General features: G+C 51.8%; 19 protein-coding genes. All 19 read left to right on the top strand.

Features of this window, described 5'->3' with window-relative positions:
- Window positions 1-10: 10 nt before the first annotated feature.
- Window positions 11-2,056, top strand: coding sequence for an ATP-dependent DNA helicase RecG (gene recG, locus ACI48K_RS03455; protein ID WP_475026209.1), 2,046 nt, complete (start codon window positions 11-13; stop codon window positions 2,054-2,056).
- A 228-nt stretch (window positions 2,057-2,284) separates the two neighbouring features.
- Window positions 2,285-3,130 (top strand): MurR/RpiR family transcriptional regulator, encoded by an 846-nt coding sequence (locus ACI48K_RS03450; protein WP_475026208.1) that lies wholly within the window; start codon window positions 2,285-2,287, stop codon window positions 3,128-3,130.
- A 132-nt stretch (window positions 3,131-3,262) separates the two neighbouring features.
- The gene (locus tag ACI48K_RS03445) at window positions 3,263-3,550 is read left to right on the top strand and encodes a stage VI sporulation protein F (protein ID WP_475026207.1); all 288 of its coding nucleotides are present in this window, start codon (window positions 3,263-3,265) and stop codon (window positions 3,548-3,550) included.
- Window positions 3,551-3,761: 211 nt separating this feature from the next.
- Entirely contained in the window at window positions 3,762-4,508 is a 747-nt protein-coding gene (map, locus tag ACI48K_RS03440; protein ID WP_475026206.1) for a type I methionyl aminopeptidase, read from the top strand.
- Between the two features lie 126 nt (window positions 4,509-4,634).
- Window positions 4,635-5,192, top strand: coding sequence for an ATP-binding protein (locus tag ACI48K_RS03435; protein ID WP_475026205.1), 558 nt, complete (start codon window positions 4,635-4,637; stop codon window positions 5,190-5,192).
- Between the two features lie 158 nt (window positions 5,193-5,350).
- The gene (locus tag ACI48K_RS03430) at window positions 5,351-5,857 is read left to right on the top strand and encodes a GNAT family N-acetyltransferase (RefSeq protein ID WP_475026370.1); all 507 of its coding nucleotides are present in this window, start codon (window positions 5,351-5,353) and stop codon (window positions 5,855-5,857) included.
- A gap of 62 nt (window positions 5,858-5,919) precedes the next feature.
- Window positions 5,920-6,552, top strand: coding sequence for a class I SAM-dependent methyltransferase (locus ACI48K_RS03425; RefSeq protein ID WP_475026204.1), 633 nt, complete (start codon window positions 5,920-5,922; stop codon window positions 6,550-6,552).
- Between the two features lie 37 nt (window positions 6,553-6,589).
- Window positions 6,590-6,886, top strand: a complete 297-nt coding sequence (locus ACI48K_RS03420) for a hypothetical protein (RefSeq protein ID WP_475026369.1) — start codon at window positions 6,590-6,592, stop codon at window positions 6,884-6,886.
- The gene (locus ACI48K_RS03415) at window positions 6,883-7,449 is read left to right on the top strand and encodes a histidine phosphatase family protein (RefSeq protein WP_475026203.1); all 567 of its coding nucleotides are present in this window, start codon (window positions 6,883-6,885) and stop codon (window positions 7,447-7,449) included. Before ACI48K_RS03420 ends, ACI48K_RS03415 begins: the two co-directional genes overlap by 4 nt.
- Before the next feature lie 168 nt (window positions 7,450-7,617).
- Window positions 7,618-8,130, top strand: a complete 513-nt coding sequence (locus ACI48K_RS03410) for a hypothetical protein (protein ID WP_475026202.1) — start codon at window positions 7,618-7,620, stop codon at window positions 8,128-8,130.
- Window positions 8,131-8,236: 106 nt separating this feature from the next.
- Window positions 8,237-8,785, top strand: coding sequence for a hypothetical protein (locus ACI48K_RS03405; RefSeq protein ID WP_475026201.1), 549 nt, complete (start codon window positions 8,237-8,239; stop codon window positions 8,783-8,785).
- 82 nt (window positions 8,786-8,867) lie between these two features.
- A complete protein-coding gene (locus tag ACI48K_RS03400) occupies window positions 8,868-10,007 on the top strand; it encodes an SGNH/GDSL hydrolase family protein (protein ID WP_475026200.1) in 1,140 nt (379 codons plus the stop codon).
- Window positions 10,008-10,566: 559 nt separating this feature from the next.
- On the top strand, window positions 10,567-12,498 hold the full coding sequence (locus ACI48K_RS03395; protein WP_475026199.1) for a right-handed parallel beta-helix repeat-containing protein: 1,932 nt from the start codon (window positions 10,567-10,569) through the stop codon (window positions 12,496-12,498).
- A gap of 173 nt (window positions 12,499-12,671) precedes the next feature.
- Window positions 12,672-13,616, top strand: a complete 945-nt coding sequence (locus ACI48K_RS03390) for an ABC transporter permease subunit (protein WP_475026198.1) — start codon at window positions 12,672-12,674, stop codon at window positions 13,614-13,616.
- A gap of 27 nt (window positions 13,617-13,643) precedes the next feature.
- Window positions 13,644-14,522 carry a carbohydrate ABC transporter permease gene (locus ACI48K_RS03385; protein WP_475026197.1) on the top strand — a complete coding sequence of 293 codons (879 nt, stop codon included), beginning with the start codon at window positions 13,644-13,646 and terminating at the stop codon, window positions 14,520-14,522.
- A gap of 89 nt (window positions 14,523-14,611) precedes the next feature.
- Window positions 14,612-16,375, top strand: a complete 1,764-nt coding sequence (locus ACI48K_RS03380) for a type 2 periplasmic-binding domain-containing protein (RefSeq protein ID WP_475026196.1) — start codon at window positions 14,612-14,614, stop codon at window positions 16,373-16,375.
- 148 nt (window positions 16,376-16,523) lie between these two features.
- On the top strand, window positions 16,524-18,146 hold the full coding sequence (locus tag ACI48K_RS03375; RefSeq protein ID WP_475026195.1) for a response regulator: 1,623 nt from the start codon (window positions 16,524-16,526) through the stop codon (window positions 18,144-18,146).
- Window positions 18,130-19,962 (top strand): sensor histidine kinase, encoded by a 1,833-nt coding sequence (locus ACI48K_RS03370; RefSeq protein WP_475026194.1) that lies wholly within the window; start codon window positions 18,130-18,132, stop codon window positions 19,960-19,962. The genes ACI48K_RS03375 and ACI48K_RS03370 overlap by 17 nt, the downstream gene beginning before the upstream one ends.
- Before the next feature lie 250 nt (window positions 19,963-20,212).
- On the top strand, window positions 20,213-21,747 hold a 1,535-nt coding region (locus ACI48K_RS03365; RefSeq protein ID WP_475026193.1), incomplete at its 3' end, for an NTTRR-F1 domain.

The following is a 21,747-nucleotide window of genomic DNA, read 5'->3' as shown; positions in this document are numbered from 1 at the left end:
GATTTATGTTATGGAGTTGCATGAAATCCCCGTAAGGCAAGTCAGCGGCGTGAGCGCTCTTAAAACGGGAGAGCTTCACGCCTTTGGCATCTTTACGGTGAACGATCTAATCGAATATTACCCGTTCCGGTATGAGGACTACCGGATCCGTTCTTTGACGGAGATCAAGGACGGGGATAAAGTGACCGTGCAGGCGAAAATTATGGGGCTGCCCGTTCTGCAGCGGTATGGCCGAAAATCCAGACTGACCTGCAAAATGGTTGCGGAGGATTGGATGTTCACGGCAACCTGGTTCAATCGCCATTTTCTGAAGGACCAGCTAACCACCGGGCGCGAGATTGTACTCACAGGCAAATGGGATCAGCGGCGCAGTCAGCTGACCGTGTCGGAATCGGAATTTCCGGATCGCGGCACGCTGCGCAGCGGCAGCCTTCAGCCGGTTTATTCGGTGGGAGGCAATATCACGCAGGCCTGGATGCGCAAAACGATCGGACAGGCCCTGCTGCAGTACGGAGAGATGATTCCGGAGAATCTTCCGGCGGAGCTGATCCGAAAATACGATTTGATGCCGAGAAAACACGCCATCTTGCGGATTCACCAGCCGCAGGATAATGAGGAAGGGCAGCACGCCCGCCGCCGCATGGTCTATGAGGAGTTGTTCCTGTTCCAGCTTAAGCTGCAGGCTTATCGGGCGATGAATCATGATCGCATGGACGGAGTCCGCCATGAGGTGGATAACGGGACGGTGCGGGAATTCGTCCGCAGTCTGCCGTTTGAGCTGACGGACGCGCAGAAGAAGGTCGAGCTCGAGATTTTGCAGGATATGCGTTCGCCGTTCTGCATGAACCGCCTGCTGCAGGGAGACGTTGGCTCCGGCAAAACGGTCATCGCGGCAATCGCGCTGTATGCGGCGGTGAAATCGGGTCATCAGGGGGCGTTCATGGTGCCGACGGAAATTCTCGCCGAGCAGCATACCCGCTCGCTGACCCGCATGTTCGAGCCCTTCGGCATCACGGTAGGTCTGTTGACGGGCAGCTTGACCGGTCGAAAACGTAAAGATCTCCTGGCTTCGGTGCAAATGGGACTGACGGATATCGTCGTCGGTACGCACGCACTTATTCAGGAAGAAGTGTTCTTCCGCGCGCTGAGCCTTGTGGTTACGGATGAGCAGCACCGTTTCGGGGTGAATCAGCGCAGCATTCTGCGCCGCAAAGGCTTTAACCCCGATGTGCTGACCATGACCGCGACGCCTATTCCGCGGACGCTGGCCATTACCGCCTTTGGGGATATGGATGTCTCGACCTTGTCGGAACGGCCAAAAGGACGAAAGCCGATTTCGACGTATTGGGTCAAGCACGGGATGATGGACCGTGTCCTTGGGTTCATTTCCCGCGAGGTATCGCAGGGACGCCAGGCTTACCTGATCTGTCCGCTGATCGAGGAATCGGAGAAGCTCGACGTTCAGAACGCCATTGATCTGTATGTGTCCATGCAGCAGGCGTTCCCGGATTTTCGGGTCGGCCTGCTGCATGGCCGGATGACGTCGGCCGAAAAGGATGAGGTGATGCGCGCGTTCTACGACAACGAAGTGCAACTGCTCGTTTCGACGACCGTCGTTGAGGTCGGCGTGGACGTGCCTAACGCGACACTGATGATCGTCATGGACGCGGACCGCTTTGGCCTGTCGCAGCTGCACCAGCTGCGGGGCCGCGTAGGGCGGGGAGAGCACGCGTCGTACTGCGTGCTGATCGCCGATCCGAAGTCGGAGGTCGGTCAGGAGCGGATGAAGGTCATGACCGATACGGACGACGGCTTCGAAGTGGCCAGACGGGACCTGGAGCTGCGCGGTCCCGGGGATTTTTTCGGCACGAAGCAAAGCGGCGTGCCGGAATTCCGAATCGCGGACATGGTCAGCGATTTCGCGGTTTTGGAGGCGGCGCGGGACGATGCCGCCGGGTTGGTGGCGGGCGAGTCCTTTTGGACGTCGCCCGAGTACGGACCGCTGCGGGGGTATCTGCAGCGGGAGCAGATTTTGCAAGGTGAATTGATCGATTAGCCGCATAAGAAACAGCATATTTGAATGCCTTCCCGTCTCTCAATGGGAAGGCATCTTTTTGTTCTGTCCGGCTTGCGAAACTTGCCGACGCTCTTCGGTTTTACAAAGCAAATGCCGATGAAGCATAATATATAGAATAGAAATCGAATGGACGGATTTCGATCCGTCCGTTCTTGCACATTTTGTGCAATAGAATAATTTGGATATGGCCTTATGAGGAGGATAAAAGTGACGGGAAGCATTCTTGCCCAAATGGAGGCTGTCTTGGGGCGGCTTCCGGAATCGGAGCGTAAAGCCGCCAGATATATTCTGGACGGATCGGAGGAGGTTGCTTCACTAAGCATTCATACGCTGGCGGAGAAGGCCGGGACCAGTGCGGCCGCCATTACCCGCCTTAGCCGTTCTTTAGGCTTAACCGGTTTTCCCGATCTGAAGCTTCGATTGTCGGTCGACAACGCGAAACCTCAGAAGCCGGGTTATTACGATATCGAGCGAGACGAATCGCTGCAGAGCATTGTTTCGAAAACGGTGTCCAACAGTCTCCAGGCGATCCAAGATACTTTGCTTCATTTGCAGCCGGACACGATCCATCGGGTGATCGAAAGCATTCGCAAGGCTCCGGTTATCTACATGTACGGGATAGGCGCTTCCGCGATCGTGGCCGCCGATGCCGCTCAGAAGTGGCTGAGCCTTGGCAAGCAGGCTTCTGCGCTGCAGGACGAGCATTTGGTCGCCGCTGCGTTAGCGAGCGCTCCGCCGGACGCGCTGTTTTTGGGCGTTTCCTATAGCGGCAATACGAAAGAGGTGGTGCAGCTGTTTCGGGTTGCCAAACATTTTGGAGTCCGCACGATTGGTTTATCCAGATTTGGCAACCATAAAGTGGCGGAGCTGGCCGATGTGATGTTGTATTCGCCACAGGCTCCCGAAGCCACGCTGCGCAGCGGGGCCACCGGTTCACGGCTGGCTCAACTGGTCGTCGTCGATATTTTATTCATTGCGTACGCCTCCACTCAATATGAGGAAACGATCAAAAAGCTGGGACAAACGCATGAGGCCGTGTCATTCTTAAAGTAGCTGCATACGAAATAGATACACACGCCGTGAGGCATTTTTTGCTCGTCCTACGTATTTAACCGCACTATGTACAGCCTCTCCGTCATATATTAGCTATGAAGTTCCGGAATCGACGGGAGGTGCAATACGGCGTTGAGTTTCTATCAATATGGCATCAGTCCGCAACTGGTGGAACGGGTCAAGCAAAAACTTAAGAACCCGGCAACTAAGGATCGGATCAAAGGCCTGGTGAACGGCTTAACGAAAGCCGATCTGCAGGATCGCGTTAAGGTTCGCCGGCTTGTCAAGTCGGCTGCTTCGATTCTTGGCGAGCATCTGACCGGCGCCCAGGAAGAGCAAATCGTGCAGTTTGTGCTCGATCAGAGAATCGACCCGCGCAATACTCTCCATCTGCTGAGGTTGTGGGGAATGTTCCGATAAGCGCAAGGTTTCCATAAGGTGATGGTATAGTTCAAGGCATTCTTGGGGTGGGGCCGCTGGTAGATTGGCGGTCAGCGGTCCTAACCTTCGGGTGTGCGTCATGATAGCTTCTTTTGGATTCACCATTTTTTGCTGCGTGCCTGCAGGCACGGATTTTGGACAAGCCTTTCAAATCAGCGCCAATCCGGCGGAGGCTTAAGGAGGCCTAGAAATGATTATTTTGAAATCACCGAAAGAAATCGAAGAAATGAAAACCGCCGGCCAAATCGTTGCCGACTGTCATAGGGAAGCGGCCAAAATCATCGAGCCCGGCATCACCACGCTTGAGATCAACGATTTTGTCGCGCGGCATATCATCAAGTTGGGCGGCAAGCAGTTTACCAAAGGATACAACGGGTTTCCCGCAGAGACCTGCACATCGGTCAACGACGTAATTGCGCATGGATTTCCGTCAGCCCGTCCCCTCCAGGAGGGGGATTTGCTCAAACTTGACATTGTAGCGGAATATGACGGTTGGTTTGGTGATTCATGCTGGTGTTATGCGATAGGCGAAATCGGCGAGAAAGCCTCCAAGCTGATGAGAGTCACCAAAGAATGCCTCGATAAAGGAATCGCGCAAGCTTTACCCGGTAATCATCTCGGCGACGTGACTTCGGCGATTCAACGGCATGCGGAGGCGAGCGGCTTTTCGGTGGTGCGGGATTTGCTGGCCCACGGAATCGGAAGAAGCTTGCATGAAGAGCCGAGCTACGAACATATCGGGGTGGCCGGTAAAGGCATTCGCTTGAAGGAAGGCATGGTTTTCACCATTGAACCGATGATTAACGAAGGCACTTTTCGCATTATGATCGATGAAGACCGGTGGACGGCGCGCACGGCGGATGGGAAACTGTCGGCCCAGTATGAACATACCATCGCAATGACTTCGGACGGTCCATTGATTTTGACGGCTCATTAAGCTTCAAGATTGTTAGTTTATTCTATACTTGGCCGGCCGTTTTATTGCCTTAGCAGGTGTTTTGGGGCTTAATGGAGAATTTAACCATAGTTTGCGAGAAGCTGTCGATAGAAGGCGGGACGAGAAATGATAAACCGAATTCATATATTGGGCGCCTCGGGTTCCGGAACAACGACGCTCGGAAATGCCTTATCCGACAAGTTGGGCAGGGCGCATTTTGATACGGATCATTATTTTTGGCTGCCGACGGAAGTTCCTTTTACGGCGAAGAGAGACGAGCAGGAACGCGTCGAATTGCTGAAAAGCGACCTTAAAGCCAACAACGAATGGATTTTGTCCGGATCCTTATGCGGGTGGGGGGATCGTTTTATTCCTTGGTTTGACTTGGTTGTATTTCTATGGATTCCCCGGGATGTTCGGATCGAGCGGATTAAAGCAAGGGAGAAAATCCGCTATGGCAAAGAGGCCGAGGTTGGCGGAAATCGATATGAGGCCAGTCTGCAGTTTATCGAATGGGCGTCCATGTATGACGAAGGCGGGCCCGATATGCGCAGCAGGGCCATGCATGAAGCTTGGATGGCGAAGTTGGAATGCCCCGTACTAAGAATTGAAAACGATGTTCGAGCGAGCGTCGATGAACGTGTTAAACGAGTATTGGAGACGATGGAATCGTCAGAGCGTTAATGCAAAATGGTTGGAAGAACTAAGCACTACCATAACGAATGAGACAACATGCCCCGGCTTGAGGTAAGGAAGCGACCGCCGGGGCTTTTGTTTAGCCACAAAACGTTCTGAAACGGAAATTCAACAAGAAGGTGATTGCATTGAACCGGTTAGTATTAATGAAACCTTGCCCCGATTTGAAAAACGAATATTTATCATTTTATGCGGAATGGAAAAATTCGGGCGAAAACATGGTTCCTTGGGTAATCAGCAGGGAACCTGAACCTTTTTCGGAACTGCTGCGGTTTTTTGAAGACAACGCACGCGGAATCGGTCTAAAGGAAGGCTGGATTCCCAGTTCCACATTTTGGTTAGCGGATGGAAGCAACCGGATTTTGGGTGCCAGCAACATCAGACACCGATTGACGGAGTATTTGCTAAACGTTGGCGGACACATCGGTTACGGCATTCGTCCCTCGGAGAGAAAAAAAGGATACGCTACGAAACTGCTTGAGTTGTCCTTGGCAAAGACGGCCGAACTGGGAATTGAAAAGGTTCTGGTCACCTGCGATTCCGATAATATCGCTTCGGAGAAAGTCATTGTTAAAAACGGCGGAGTCCGTGACGCCGATTTTGCGGAAGAGAACGGGGGAATAACCCGGAGATATTGGATCAATCTATCATGAAAGTATCGAGGAAACACGCAGGTAACCATTATTTATCCGCTGTACGGAGAGGGGGGAGGCTGTTGGAGAAAGAGGCGCGAGTGAGCAAATTCGACAGACAAGCCGATTACTACGATAAAAACCGGGAGGGTGCAAAACAAAGGTTTTGGCGTCAACAGTTGATAGGTTCGGCTAAAGGCGAGGTGCTTGAGCTGGCTGTCGGAGCGGGAGCCAACTTTCCATTTTACCCTCCGGGAGTACAAGTGACTGCCGTCGATTTCAGTTCGGCAATGATTGAGAAAGCCGGACAAAGAGCCAAGCAACATCTTTTCGATGCCAAGCTGATTTGTTCGGATATTGAAGGCATGGATTTTGGTGAAGGATCTTTTGACACGATTGTTTCAACTCTTTCATTATGCAGTTATGTTGACCCGCTCGGAATGCTTCGAAAAATCAAGCGGTGGTGCAAGCCGAATGGAGCGATCCTGCTCATGGAACATGGAATCAGTTCGCATTTTCCGGTTTCCGCCGTTCAGAAAGTACTTGATCCGCTGCTGTATAGGACTTACGGATGCCATCACACCCGGAACATTCTGGGGCTCATACGGGAATCGGGCATGGAGATTGTGAATGCCGAGAGCCACTGGCTGGATATGATCCACGTGATATGGGCCAAGCCGGGAAAAAGCGGAGGCGAAAGCGATTTTGAATCATAAGGTTGTTTTGCAAGGAGAAAAGGTGCTTCTTAGAAGTATGACCGAAGAAGATTTGGCGCCGTTATATCGGTTGATTTTTGGGGAGACGGAGTGGAGAAATTGGGATTCACCCTATTTCCCGATGGACGAGATCACTTTTGAAGAGTACCGTGAGGAGATGCTCGCCTGGTTTGCTGAAGCCGTTGATCCGGTGCAAAGGCTTATCATTGAACGGGATCGTGAAATAATCGGAACACGAATGCGCAAATGCAGATTTTATAACGGCGTTTATTACGATTCGATCCGCATGGGCGTTCTGAGAGAAGAATGGGAGGAGCGGGAGGCGGCGCGATGAGGACTGTCGTTTATTTTGTAAGGCATGCCGAATCCCCCTATATATCCGGCGAAGAAAGGTGCAGAGGGTTATCGGATAAAGGGAGCCGCGATGTGGAGAAGGTGACGGAGATCCTGATCCGGGAAAATATTGATGTGGTTGCCTCCAGCCCATATGTCCGCGCCGTAAAAACGGTGGAGGACTATGCCCGTAAACGAGGCCTTGACATTGAGTTGTTCGAAAATCTGCGGGAACGGCAATTTGCCGAAGCGGATCTTCCCGATCATGATTTTTGGCTGGCTCTGCAACAAATGTTTGCTGACCCGGATTATGCGCCGCCGGGCGGCGAGTCCGGCAATGCCGCAACGGAAAGAGCTATCCCGGAATTAAAGGCAATCCTTGAAAAGCACGCGGGTAAGAAAATCGCCATCGGGACGCACGGAAATATCATGACGTTGATGCTGAACTATTTTGATTCCCGGTATGGATATGATTTTTGGCTTACGACCTCAAAGCCGGATGTTTACAAGCTGGAGTTTGACAATGGCCGATTGGAGCGGGTGGAACGGCTGTGGGAGGTTTAATCGTCAAGGAGCACAGGCCATGGGGGGATATTGTTGAAAAAGCGTATAATTTTTTGGACCGCAATAATTATGGCTATGATCCTCCTGCCCTTGAATCATCTGGGGCGTTCTTACGGGGATTTGCTCTTTGCATCATTAGGCCTTTCGCCTTGGACAGAACAAAGAAACATGAAGTTTCATCTTCCCGTCATCATGGGTTTCATTCTGCTTATTATTGGTCTATCCGGTATTACAAGGCTCTATGTTAAGAAATATCCCCGCATTTTTAGCCGGGTCGTTGTTACCTGCGTGGGCGTATTTTTATTCTCCCCGCTCGTCTCCGAAAAGGTTATGTTCATGGTGAAGCACAACGCTGGCGGCGTATCGTCGGTCGATTACTCCCCTAAGGGCAGTGAGTGTACCGTTCGATCGGAAGGAACACAAGTGGAAGCAAACTGCTCGTTCCGTTTTTTTAATTATGGAAAAGAGGCCGTAGTTTGGATCAAGCCGGTTATTCCGTATGTGGAAGGGCTGGAGTTCGAAGCTAAAGAAATCCGTCTTCCGTTGCATATCAAGGTTACGGTAGGCACCAGCTTTGAGGGAGTTTATAAAAACACGGGCGGTTTCTCGGGAACTTCGCAGGAGCCGGGGGTAATCATGGAAATCGGCGATGAGGAAAAAACATTTGATTCCGGCCGGTAGCCTTGGTTACTTCGCGCTTAAAGGAAGCTTGGGTTGTGGGGCCGGAGCGTACTCGGCTCGAACGGCTTCATTGCCGGCTTTTATTCGGAAAATTGGGGGATTGATTTTGAAAGAGGTTCAATTTGTCGCCGGGTGTGTCATTATAGTATTTGGCACGTTTATAGGGGTCCTGGCATATCATCCGGTCTTTCTGTTGCTCAGCATTGTTAGCGGATTTGTTCTCATGGGTATTTCCAAGCTAATCGGAATTGCGGAGGAGATCAATCACAGAATGCTGAAACTTCCGTTAACCTCAGGGCAGGTCAAAACCATTATCGGGAATTCCCCGCAGTGTTTGATCGAATCGGAGGTTTTTAAAGTTTTTCCGGATAACGAGACGCTGTATTCCGTACTGATATTGGACGATGAGTTCTACTTAAGCGCTGCGGTCTTCTACCATTATGTAAGCAACGCGGAATATGAATATCGATTCGGGCTGCCGAACCAAGAACTAATCCGGTTGAACAGGTCGGATATCTACTATAAGGGAGCCGCATTATTTGCTTGTGAGGAGCAAGTGTACGTGATGCTGAGAAGGCTGAATTTGAATGCCGTTGTTGCGGGAGATAAACTTGTGATTGAACAGGTTCAACATGACGAAATCCGAAAATCATAGAAAAATCCATTTCAATCGGTAGGCTCGCCTTCCATAATAGCCTTGAAACGATCCGGACGGAAGGTTAAGGAAGGTGCTGAGCATGGAAAACACGGAATACATACGTCTTCGCGGGGGGCTGCCACGCGTTAATTTACGCCTTGAGAACGGCAAGGGGATAACGGTTGCTTTTTTGGGAGGTTCGGTTACGGAAGGCTTTGGCGCGTCGAATCCGGAGGAAACCAGCTGGCGGGCGCTCACCGGCAAATATCTCAAGGAACGTTTTCCGGAACAGGAGGTACGCTGTATCAATGCCGGCGTTGGAGGAACGAACTCCGCCTTCGGCGCTTTTCGGCTGCATGGGCATGTTTTGAAGCGGGGGGAGATTGACCTCATGTTTGTTGATTTTGCCGTCAACGATGGAGAGGACCGCGAGGAAATCCTGCGCGGGATGGAGGGCATTGTACGGGAGTGCCGGCAGCGTTCGCCCCAAACGGATATCTGCTTTGTTTATATGGCGAAGGACAGCAATTTAAACGATCCGGCTCCACTGCAGATTGGAATTCATGAAGAAGTGGCATCCCATTACGGGATATCATCGGTAAACTTCGTACCGCCGCTGCGCGAAAAAATACGTTCCGGACAGATGACCCGGGAATCGCTGATTCCCGATGGCGTGCACCCTAGCGACCTGGGATATGCCGCGTATGCGGAAACGCTTCACGAGTATCTTGATCTCGCACTGGGTCCGGAAGTCCTGGATCGACCAGCAGAGGATTTCGATTCCTTGGCCGTCCTTCCAATACCGCTTAGGGGGGACTGCTATGAACACGGGGCTTTGCTGCCTTTGGATCAAGCCAATCGGCAAACCGGCTTTCACTGGGCGGACGGGCTTTCGAATCCGGCGCCGCTCATCAACTGGAGATATGGTCTCCATCATTTTGTCTCCAGTAATGCAGGAGCATCGCTCGAGTTCTTCGCGCATGGTTCGCATGCGGGGCTGTTGATGCTCTGCGGACTGGACACGGGGATGCTCGAATACTCCGTGAACGGCGGCGAGTTCAATACCCACAATCCGTTCGACGAATGGTGTGAAACGGTGTACCGCCCGGTCATTGTTCTCTTTCCGGTGGAGACGGAATCCTTTCCCGCCCGTATTACGGTGCGTCCCTCAGTTTCAAAGGATGCGAGAAGCAAAGGAACGGTCTTGCGGATATTGAAACTTCTGGATCAAAAGCAGTGACTCTTCTAAGCTGCGATGCGGACTGCATCGTGTGATATGCTTTCGAGGCAGTTGCGTTGTTCAAAAAAATCATTTCAAAGATTGGGACAAGACGGAAACTTATTTTCCTGCTTGTCTTTTTTTGCGTTTCAGGCATTCTCATACTATTCCATTCTAACGAATCCTACAGCCCTTATTTGCTGCCAACTGCTCTTTTGGGAGTTCTAAGGGACTCCAGCGTCGTTAAATTGGCCAATTGAAGCCCAAAACCCGGCTTTTCATTTAAATAACGGCATTGCTTTTTCGAGCCAATAGCGTCATCTGAGTCCATTGCTGTTGACCTAGGCTGGCTCTGCTTGTCGAGCCCGGACTGTTCGTTCAAGCTTGTTCGTTCAAGTTTGCCCGGCCGTCCAATGGCATTTCCGGTCAGGTAGATAGGAGAGTACCGAAAGTCATAATTAAATCCATTCCTATTCAATACCCCGCTTTCTATAATTACCCTATCAAGTGAAGGCTGAGGGAGATAGGCAAAAAAAGCAGAGACTTACCTTGGCCGGGATCAGGAGGAGTGATAGGGAATATGACTGCGATCAGAACGGTCCAAAACGAGTGGTTCGTCTCGCCGGAGGGGCAAGACGATCATTCCGGGAGCAAGGAACACCCCTTCCGGACTATCGGCAGGGCAATGAAAGAAGTGCGGAACCACCTCCCTTCCATGCGGGGAGACTTTGTGGTTTGGATCCGGGAAGGCACTTATATTTTGAAGGAGCCGCTCGTTTTTGGACCGGAGGATTCGGCCGGCGGCGATTTCCGGATTCGTTATGAGGCTTATCCAGGCGAAAAGGCGGTCCTCAGCGGCGGCGTTCGGGTAAACGGCTGGAAAGCGGTCGTTGATGCCGCCGGCCGCAGGTTATATAAAGCTTCCGCAGCGGGTCTGCCGTACAGCCGTCATCTGTATGTCAACGGCGAGCCTGCCCCAAGGCCCAAAACAGCCGAGATCACAGCAACCGGCTGGGATAAGGCTGCTAACGACGCTTATGAATTTTGGAACAAACAGGAGACTGTCCGCACCTATCAAGGGGAACTGCCGGTTTACGCCGGATACCGGACGATCCATGCCGAAATGCTGGGCTGGAGCAATCCTCAGGATATTGAAGCGGTGTTTGATGTGGGCTGGGCGCACAGCATATGTCCGATTGATTCCATCGAACGAAGCGGCGAGGAAGCGATCATCCATATGAAAATGCCCTGCTTCCGCGATTGCCAGATCAAAGCGGGGGTCCAGGTAGGAGTGCCGAGCTATTTTGAAAATGTGTTCGAGCGGATGGACAACCCAGGGGAATGGTATTACGACCGGGCCGGACAAGTGATTTATTACTACGCCAAAGAAGAGGAAACCGTGTCCGAGCTCGAATTCATCATCCCGCTGGCGGAGAGGCTGATTGAGATAAAAGGGACGCTGGATGCTCCGGTGTCGGGGATTTCTTTTCACGGGTTGACCTTTAGCCATACCACCTTTATGCAGCCTTTGCTTGAGGGACATCCGGAAATCCAGGCCAATCTGCTGAAGGACCCGGGGAATGATCTGAACGCGCATTCCGCCTACCGCAAGGTTCCATCGGCAATCGTTTTGCATGCGGCGCGGGAGATTGAGTTTGAGGGATGCCGATTTAATCGCTTAGGCAGCGGGGCCGTGGATATCGAATTCGGTTCGCGGAATAATGCCTTGATCGGCAACGAGTTTGCTTATATCGCCGGGAGCGGCGTACAGATCGGCGACTTTTCGTTCCATGATGCCCATCCGGAGGATCTGCGGGAGATCGTCGCGGACAACCGGGTGGAGAACAACTATTTTCACCACATCGGCACCGACTTCAAAGGCAGCGTAGCGGTCATAACGGGGTATACCGAAGGGACTACGATCGCCCATAACGAGATTTGCGAAATCGCCTACTCGGGCATCTCCATCGGCTGGGGCTGGGGCTACTGCGATCCCGGCATCGAGCGCTTGTCCAACTTCGCTCCGGACTATTATCCGGTCTTCCGCGAACCCACTGTCTCGAAGCGCATCCGTGTGGCATACAATCACATTCACCATGTACTGAGAAAGCTTCATGACGGAGGCGCCATCTACACGCTTTCCGCGATGCCGGATTCGCAAATCGTCGGCAACTATATCCACGACAACGGCAATTCGGAAGGTCCCGTGTGTATTGAGGACGTGGTGCGCCATACGTTCGGTCATTATGAAAAATATGATCATTACACGCGGATTCACGGTTTTCCCGGCGGGATTTACATGGACGAGGCCTCGGCGTGGATCGAAATCTCGGGCAACATCGTCCACGGCGTTGTAGTGCCGATTTATTACCATGAAGGGGTCAAAGAAACCTTCGAGACATTGACGGTCTACGGCAACATTACGAATCTCGGTCCGGACTCCCCGCGGTTCCCTAGGGCTGAGGCGTTTCAGGCCGGACTTCAGGAAAGCTACCGCCACCTGCTTTCGTAAAAAAGTCCCATTCCCCGGAAAAAAGTCCAACTCTTTTGGGGACCGGCGTCAAAAAAGAAAGCGCATTCTTCCACACGCATAGTTTCCTCCAAGAAGTAGGAATAGATTACATTCAGATTCCTTAAGGCCAACTTTATACTGAAAATGCACCATGTAGAAAGGAGTTTGCTGCCATGGCTTCACAAACCGTTACACAAACCGTCACGCCGCAAATCGGCGGGAAACGAAAAAGAAGCAGGGACGGCCTGCTGCTGTTCCTTTTCTCCGTTCCGTTCATCATTTTGATGCTGCTCTTCAATTACTTCCCGGTCTATGGCTGGATTTACGCCTTCTTCGATTATAAGCCGGGGATTCCGCTCTCCATGACGCCTTTCGTAGGCTTCGAGCATTTCAAGGAGATATTGACCGGCTCCACGGATCTGGTGAACGCGCTCATCAATACCTTGGCGATGAACCTCCTTAACCTGCTGCTGTCGCCGCTCGCCATCATATTTGCCATCATGATCAACGAGGTTCGGTCTACCCGTTACAAAAAATTCGTGCAGACCTTTTCGACGCTGCCGAACTTTATCAGCTGGGTCCTGGTTTTCTCGCTGGCCTTCGCTTTTTTCTCCAGTGAGGGGCTAATCAACTCCTTACTCGGCATGCTGGGGATCGATCATCAGGTTCAACCGATGTCAAACGCGAATTTCACCTGGGTATTTCAAGCCCTGATTACGGTTTGGAAGGGACTGGGCTGGAGCGCCATCATTTATATCGCAGCTATTGCCGGGATCGACGCGGAGCTTTACGACGCAGCGAGAGTGGATGGGGCGGGCCGTTTCAAAACGATCTGGCATATTACCGTTCCGGGCATCTTGCCGACCTTCCTGGTACTGACACTGTTGAATATCAGCAACATGCTGTCCAGCTCGTTCGACCAATATTTCGTCTTTTACAACCCTTTGGTCGCCAGCAAGATCGAGGTGCTTGATTATTTCGCGTACCGGATGGGGATTATCGTAGGGGATTATCCTTACGCGACCGCAGTCGGGATATTCAAAACCATAGTAAGTGTCATTTTGTTATTCTCCGTGAACCGCATTTCCAAAAAAGTCCGCGGCGAGAACCTGATATAGAGAACATCGGAAGGAGAGGTATGACCCATGCGCAAAGCGGAGCACCGCTGGTTTGACGTCGTTAACTACACACTGCTGTTCCTGTTTGTCGTCATCTGCATTTATCCGTTTTACTACGTTTTCATTTATTCGATCAGCGATCCGATGAAGGTATCTCAAGGGATCTTCCTGCTGCCGGCGGGATTTAACCTCGATACTTACAAGAATATTCTCAACTTGCCGTATATGAAAAATTCGTTCTTCATCTCGGCGGCAAGAACGGTGGTTGGCACCGGACTTACGATCATTTGCTGCAGCTTTTTCTCTTATTTGCTGACAAAGGACAAAATGCTGTTTCGAAAGCTGGTCTACCGGATGCTGGTGATCACGCTGTACATCAACGCGGGTCTGATTCCCTGGTACATTACGATGAAAATGCTTCACCTGAACAATAACTTCCTGCTGTATGTGCTGCCGACGGCCGTGTCCGGATTCTACGTCATCCTGATGAAGACGTATATCGAGCAGCTGCCGGCCGCATTGGAAGAATCGGCCATGATCGACGGAGCCGGCTACCTGACCTTGTTCAGATCGATTATCTTCCCTCTGTGCAAACCGATTTTGGCCACCGTGGCGATTTTCGCCGCAGTCGGACAATGGAATACATGGATGGACAATTATTTTCTGGTTCAAAATCAGAGTCTTAAGACGCTTCAGCTCATTCTGTATGAATATTTGAACTCGGCCAACGCCTTGGCTACCATGGACGCTTCGAGCATTACCCGGAATGCGCAAAGCATCAAACTGACGCCGGAATCGATTAAAATGTGCACGACGATCATCGTTACGCTGCCGATTCTGGTTGTATATCCGACGATGCAGCGGTATTTTGTCAAGGGCATTATGCTTGGCGCCATCAAGGGCTGACCTGAACATTTATTTTACGGTATGCCGCCCGGATCCGGGCTGTATATAATAGACAAACCATAGCATTCATAAGGAGGGTTAATATCAACATGAGTAAAAGAGCACCGCGTATCGTGCTGTCCGCCGTTATCGCCAGCCTGATGCTCGCCCTGACCGCTTGCGGCGGAGGCAACTCGGGCGGAAACAACTCCGCCGAGAATACTTCCGGAAACGCATCGAATAGCGGCAACAGCACCTCAGGGAAAGAGCCCATCACGCTGACGATCAGTACGGACCAGATATTCTCCTCGGGGGCTCCCGGCGTTCAGAAGAATCCGGTAGCCGATGAAATCAAGAAACAAACGGGCGTCACCATGGACATTATCAGCAGCGACCCGGAAAAAATCAAAGTCATGCTGGCCGGCGGAGACCTCCCCGACATCATGATCGTGCCGCCGGAACAGGGCAGAGCGGCCATGGACGGTAAAATTGCCATGCCTTTGAAGCAGCTGCTGGAATCCAAAGGCCAAGATATTTTGAAATATAAATCCGCTCTCGACGTCATCAATAAACGCATGAATAATACGGACGGGGATTATTATTTCCTTCCGATCAGCGTCGTTCCCGATGCGAAGCAGTACGTCAACTATTCGCCGAACGTCGCTTGGTACACACGGTGGGATTTGTACAAAGAAGAAGGTTATCCGGAACTCAAATCGTTCGACGATATGATTCCGATGATTGCCGACGAACTCAAGAAACATCCAAAAACGGACGAAGGCAAAAAGGTTTACGGGATCTCCGGCTGGACCGATTGGGGTCTCTGGTCATACCACGTACCGTTCATCTATGAAGAAGGCTGGACGGAAAACACCAAGAATACCGTTACCAAGCCGGACGGCTCTTACGTACACCGGTATGCTCCGGACGGTCCGCTCTGGAGAGGCGTAGAGTTCTACAATAAAGCTTACCGCGCCGGCATTTTGGATATGGATATGTTCACGCAAAAAATGAGCGACTATGAAGCCAAGCTGAAAGCCGGACAGCTCCTGACCATCCATATGGGCTGGGAAATCGACGCAGCCAACGCTTATTTCAAAGCCAAAGGCGAAGACGATAAAGGCTTTGAAGCCCAAGTGGTCGACGGCGCTACGAATCAGGCTTACGCTCTGCAATCGATCGTTGGGGAAAATGACCCTTGGATCATCATCACGAAGAGCTGCAAAAATCCGGAACGCGCCATGGAATTCCTTGATTACTTCCGCACTTATGATGGAGCACGGCTGCTTTTGAACGGGGTAAAAGGCGTTCACTGGGATGTTGAGAACGGCAAACCTGAAATTAAAGACGATGTAATTAAACAAATGACCACCGATTCGAATTTTGCGGCTGAAACGGGGATCGGCTTGTACGGGAAACTCGTTGGACTCGGCGGCAGCGCCATCAATCCGGATGACGGAGCCTACGTGGACCTGAGAAACTCCGACAAGTTCATCATGACCAAACTTACGCCGCTCGACAAGGAATACAGCGAACATTACGGCGGCAAGTTCCCTGGCGACGCATGGGATCAACTCGTAAAACAAGGCAAAGCCAAACCGCTCAGCTCATCCTTTATTCCGGCCATGCCTGCCCTGCAGCCGCAAGGCTCTGACGACCTGGCGAAGAAAGAAAGCAACATCGAACAAATTCTGATTCGGGAAATTCCGAAAGCCATCATGACGAAAAGCGACGACGCTTTCCAAAAAGAAAAAGACCGCATCATCGATCAGATGAACAAAGCCGGTTTTGAGGAAGTCGACGCTTTCTGGAAGCAATCGTACGATCAAGGATTGCAAACCTACAAAGAGCTTACCGCAGGAGCTCAGCAATAAGGAATAATCTCCTTCTTTTTTTGAAGATGATAGCACGGATATCAGTCTGCCTGTTTTCGCGGCGGGCTGATATCTTTTTACATATCCATTGGAGCATGTCTATGATATCGTTGAAGTACAACGAGATTATCGAATGGAGTGGGTCCTCATGTATTCTGTGTTGATCGTGGAAGATGAACTGCTCGTTCGCGTCGGCCTGAAAAATTCGATTCCGTGGAGCAACTACGAGATGGAGGTCATCGCCGACGTCGCCAACGGCCGGGAGGCCTTAAAAATCTATGAGGAAGAGAAGCCGGACCTGATCATCACCGACCTGAAAATGCCCGTGATGGACGGACTTCAGCTGATCTCGGAAATCCGGAAAAAAGACCAGGACACGAAAATCCTCATTCTTTCTTGTATCGAAGAATTCGAATATGCCCGAAAAGCCGCCAGTCTGAAAGTATCCGGTTATATTTTAAAACTGACGATGACGGAGAACGAGATGGAGGATATTTTGTCTTCCGTCTACGAGGAGCTTCGGTCTCGGAAAACATATACCCCGCTAACCTTAAATCATCGAATGAATCTGAACATGCTGAAGGAAAAACTGATCAAGGATTATTTGTTTTATGGCGTTTATTCCGACTCGGAACTGGCCGAACAACTGAAGCAATTGGGTTCCAGGCTGGAGTCCGGACGGACGGCGATGGCGATGCTGGAACCTCGTCAATGCACGCGTTTACTCCAGCGCTTTGACGATGACCGGGGAGAGCTGATCCATTTTACGATCCTGAACGTTTTGAATGAAATCCTGAATAATCATGGTGTCGGCGAGGCCTATCACGATCAGGCGCACCGGTATCTTTTGCTGTTTTCTTTTGACGAGAAATGGTCCGATGAAGAAATTTGCCTGAAATGGGGCGATATTTTTGCCAATGTCCAAAAGGTGATGCGGACCTATTTCGACGTTCCCGTTTTTATCAGCGTAAGTTCACTGGCACGGGGTTTTACGAAATGGCGCCGCCTCTATCAGGAATGCAGCGAGGTTATGAAAGCGCGCTATTTCTCTGATGCTGCAGTCGAATTCTATTCGTCATGGAGTCCGAACCATTTCCCGGAGCAGCGCTGGAAACAAGAAACGCTGCAAAGCTGTAAGGCTTGGGAGGCTTTGGGTTCCGCTTATTTTGAAGATCTGAAGATGGAGACGGAGAAGCGGATGGGGGAAATTTTGCCTGACGAACGAAGCTGGAAGAGGATGTTCTCCGGATTGATGGAATGGACTTACGCTTATTTGCAAATCCCGGAAGATCAAGCGGCCCTGATGGAATTATCCGGGGAAGAGAAGGTCAACGCCAGCGCCACGATCTCGGATACCATCAAAGCTTGGGAAGGTCACCTTGCGGAAACCGCCAAGATCAAGAGAATGATCAAGTCCGTCAGCAAGGAAGTTGCGGAGGCCGTGCAATTCATCCGGCAGCGATACGACCAGAACATTACTTTGAAGGAAATATCCGAGTATGTCGAGCTCAGTCCGAATTATTTAAGCCTTCTGTTCAAAAAAGACATGGGCCGCAATCTGATCGAATTTTTGACGGATTACCGAATGGAAAAGGCCAAGGAGCTTCTGCTCCATACCACGCTGAAAACCTACGAAGTCGCCGAAAATGTCGGCGTCCCTGACAGCGCTTACTTCAGCCGGATTTTCAAAAAAACGACGGGTGTGTCTCCGGTGGAGTTTAGACGAAAAAAAGTGCTGGAAAGGAAAGCGGTTCATGATGAAAATCCTTAAAATTTTTACCGACCGAAACTTCAATCTCAAGCTGAAAACGCAGCTGATCGCATCCTTCCTTTTCATGACTCTTCTGATCGTCTCCCTGATTGCCGCGCTGGTATACAGCAGCGTGATGTCCATGCTAAAAAAGCAGTCGGAGGAACTGGTGACCCGGCAGTTTCGTCAAGCGGAGTACAATATTCTCAATTTTCGCGATCAACTGGAGAAGCTGGCCGGCTTGCTTGCGATCAACAAGGACGTTCAAGCCTTTATCAATTTGCCGGACGATGCCGACGAGACAACACGCATCGTCGGAGCCAAGGAAACGATCAAAGCGCTGGACGACATTTTGGGAACCTATCCTTTCGTATATTCGATTTCGCTAACCTGCGGGACTGGGGAGGCCTTGTCCGATTCGGTTGGGGGAAGCTGGTACCGCCACGATGCGCGCCAGTCGAGTCCGTTCTTTTCCACGTCCTTGTACCGGAGCATCAAAGAACAGATGTACGGATTTGTCTGGAATGGCCAGACGGACTCCGCAATGTTCGGATTGTCGGAAGGAGACCCGGGAAGCAATCCGGTTCCATTTATGACGGTGGTCCGCAACGTTAACGTGCTGGGCCGGATCAACCGCTCGGCGGTGCTTGCCATCAATGTAAAACAATCGGAGTTTGGCTCCATCTACAACAGCGAGAACAGCGCCGTGACGGGGACCCAATATCTGATAGACGACACGGGGCACATGGTTTCCAATTCCGATCCGTCAAAAATCGGGAATAAGGTGGAGCTTGCCGAACGAATCGATCGTTCCAAAACAAACGGCAGCTTCAGCATGGAGGCGGACGGCCGCAACAAGCAGATTACGTATTACCGGATCGGCAAAACGGGCTGGATCCTGGTTAACGAAACACCGGAAACGCAGTTTACCCGCAATATCATCATTTTGCGGCGCCTGATCGGCATCATGCTCGGGCTTGGCTTGCTGCTGGCTTTGCTGCTGTCCTTCTATTGGATTTACCGGATCACCCGGCCGTTCAACCATCTAGTCTACGCGATGCGGGAGATGGAAAAGGGGAATCTGGGAATCATGCTGGATGAGACTCCAAGCACGGAGCTGGGACTCATCGGGAGAAGGTTCAATAAAATGTCCATGAGCATCGAAGAGCTGATCTCGGAGAACAAGCAAATAGAAGCGGACAAAAGAAAGCTGGAGATGGAGGCGCTCCAATCCCAGATCAACCCGCATTTCCTTTATAATGCGCTCAATACGATCAAATGGATGGCTATGGTACAAAAAGAGCACAGCATCGTGGACAGCATTACGACGCTTGGCAACATGCTGAGATCCATTTATAAAGAGCGATCGCTAACCACCTCTCTGGAAGAGGAAATGGCGTATATCGAGAATTATTTGAAAATCATGAACGCCCGCTACGGGGAAGGGGTGGAAACAGCCACTTTCATCCCGGGGGAGCTCATGGCTTCACAAATCATCCGGTTCATTCTTCAGCCGATCGTCGAAAATGCTTTTATTCACGGCATGCAGTCGAAAAGCTATAACGGAAAAATAAATATTTCCGCTTCGGAGTCGGAGGGGCAGCTGATGATTTCGGTTAAAGACAACGGCAACGGCATTTCTTCCGCGCTGCTGGATTCGATCCGCAAAAAATTGCGTTACGGCAGTGAAGCCGGTGCCGAAACCGGAGAAAGCATCGGACTTGTGAACGTGCAGCGCCGGATTCAGATGCAATATGGGACAACTTATGGCCTTGCCATCGACAGCCGCGAAGGGGAAGGCACGGAAGTGATCGTTCGCTTGCCGATTCTTCCCTGATGGAACATCTGAAAAGAATGCGATAAATTTCGATTGTATAGGTTCACCGCTGGCTCAAGAAGGGGAGCCAAAGGGTGGGCCTATATTAGTTTTACGGATTTTAATAGTTTCTCCGAGACCTCTCTTCTAAAAATGTGATTTCGACTAGAGTTAAATGACGTTCCTACTCTATAAGAAAATCCATATGATATTCAAGACTTCTAAATCCACACATAGAAGTCCTTCAACAATGAGAGGAGGTAATCTACTGATGCCTGGTCCAAATTTAGTGGTTAACGGGGGATTTGAAACGGGAACCCTGGTTCCGTGGAGTTCTTCCAATGCTACCGTTACCAGTATGTTCGCGCATTCAGGGAGCTTTTCGGCGAGATTGCAAGGGGGCGGGGTGACATCCTTTATCTCGCAGTTCGTAACGGCAACCGCCGGTCAAGCGTACGATCTGTCCCTTTTTCTGGCGAAGGTTGGAGCAACGCCGTCTTCGGCAGCGCAAATTCAAGTCACGTTCTTTAACAGTTCCTTTACGAACCTAGGGAACGGGCTGTTTATCACGGTTCCGGCCGGCGATATTCCCGACGTAGCCGGCACGTGGGCACAAATCACCGGAACGACAAGCGTGGCGCCGCCCGGAACGACGCAAGCGTTTCTTTTGATCAATAATCTTCCGCAAGCCGGAACGACGGATCTTTTGGTGGATGACGTATCGCTGACGCTCACGGGCGGCGGAGGAGCCACAGGTGCGACCGGAGCAACGGGTGCCACAGGTGCAACAGGCACGACAGGTGCCACAGGTGGTACTGGGGCGACAGGTGCAACAGGTGGTACTGGGGCGACAGGTGCAACAGGTGGTACTGGGGCGACAGGTGCAACAGGTGGTACTGGGGCGACAGGTGCAACAGGTGGTACTGGGGCGACAGGTGCAACAGGTGGTACTGGGGCGACAGGTGCAACAGGTGGTACTGGGGCGACAGGTGCAACAGGTGGTACTGGGGCGACAGGTGCAACAGGTGGTACTGGGGCGACAGGTGCAACAGGTGGTACTGGGGCGACAGGTGCAACAGGTGGTACTGGGGCGACAGGTGCAACAGGTGGTACTGGGGCGACAGGTGCAACAGGTGGTACTGGGGCGACAGGTGCAACAGGTGGTACTGGGGCGACAGGTGCAACAGGTGGTACTGGGGCGACAGGTGCAACAGGTGGTACTGGGGCGACAGGTGCAACAGGTGGTACTGGGGCGACAGGTGCAACAGGTGGTACTGGGGCGACAGGTGCAACAGGTGGTACTGGGGCGACAGGTGCAACAGGTGGTACTGGGGCGACAGGTGCAACAGGTGGTACTGGGGCGACAGGTGCAACAGGTGGTACTGGGGCGACAGGTGCAACAGGTGGTACTGGGGCGACAGGTGCAACAGGTGGTACTGGGGCGACAGGTGCAACAGGTGGTACTGGGGCGACAGGTGCAACAGGTGGTACTGGGGCGACAGGTGCAACAGGTGGTACTGGGGCGACAGGTGCAACAGGTGGTACTGGGGCGACAGGTGCAACAGGTGGTACTGGGGCGACAGGTGCAACAGGTGGTACTGGGGCAACGGGAGCCACGGGTGACACCGGAGCCACAGGCGCAACGGGCGCAACGGGAGCGACAGGAGCCACGGGCGCAACAGGAGCGACAGGTGACACCGGGGCCACGGGCGCAACAGGAGCGACAGGTGACACCGGAGCCACGGGCGCAACAGGAGCGACAGGTGACACCGGAGCCACGGGCGCAACGGGAGCGACGGGTGACAC

Source organism: Paenibacillus terrisolis (genome assembly GCF_056171975.1).
This window is presented reverse-complemented; position numbering and strand designations above follow the sequence as displayed.

Coding starts and splice junctions, on each gene's coding strand:
- recG (WP_475026209.1), top strand. CDS start 11: ATGGAGTTGCATGAAATCCCCGTAAGGCAAGTCAGCGGCGTGAGCGCT.
- map (WP_475026206.1), top strand. CDS start 3,762: ATGATTATTTTGAAATCACCGAAAGAAATCGAAGAAATGAAAACCGCC.
- ACI48K_RS03435 (WP_475026205.1), top strand. CDS start 4,635: ATGATAAACCGAATTCATATATTGGGCGCCTCGGGTTCCGGAACAACG.
- ACI48K_RS03430 (WP_475026370.1), top strand. CDS start 5,351: ATGAAACCTTGCCCCGATTTGAAAAACGAATATTTATCATTTTATGCG.
- ACI48K_RS03420 (WP_475026369.1), top strand. CDS start 6,590: ATGACCGAAGAAGATTTGGCGCCGTTATATCGGTTGATTTTTGGGGAG.
- ACI48K_RS03415 (WP_475026203.1), top strand. CDS start 6,883: ATGAGGACTGTCGTTTATTTTGTAAGGCATGCCGAATCCCCCTATATA.
- ACI48K_RS03410 (WP_475026202.1), top strand. CDS start 7,618: ATGAAGTTTCATCTTCCCGTCATCATGGGTTTCATTCTGCTTATTATT.
- ACI48K_RS03400 (WP_475026200.1), top strand. CDS start 8,868: ATGGAAAACACGGAATACATACGTCTTCGCGGGGGGCTGCCACGCGTT.
- ACI48K_RS03395 (WP_475026199.1), top strand. CDS start 10,567: ATGACTGCGATCAGAACGGTCCAAAACGAGTGGTTCGTCTCGCCGGAG.
- ACI48K_RS03390 (WP_475026198.1), top strand. CDS start 12,672: ATGGCTTCACAAACCGTTACACAAACCGTCACGCCGCAAATCGGCGGG.
- ACI48K_RS03385 (WP_475026197.1), top strand. CDS start 13,644: ATGCGCAAAGCGGAGCACCGCTGGTTTGACGTCGTTAACTACACACTG.
- ACI48K_RS03380 (WP_475026196.1), top strand. CDS start 14,612: ATGAGTAAAAGAGCACCGCGTATCGTGCTGTCCGCCGTTATCGCCAGC.
- ACI48K_RS03375 (WP_475026195.1), top strand. CDS start 16,524: ATGTATTCTGTGTTGATCGTGGAAGATGAACTGCTCGTTCGCGTCGGC.
- ACI48K_RS03370 (WP_475026194.1), top strand. CDS start 18,130: ATGATGAAAATCCTTAAAATTTTTACCGACCGAAACTTCAATCTCAAG.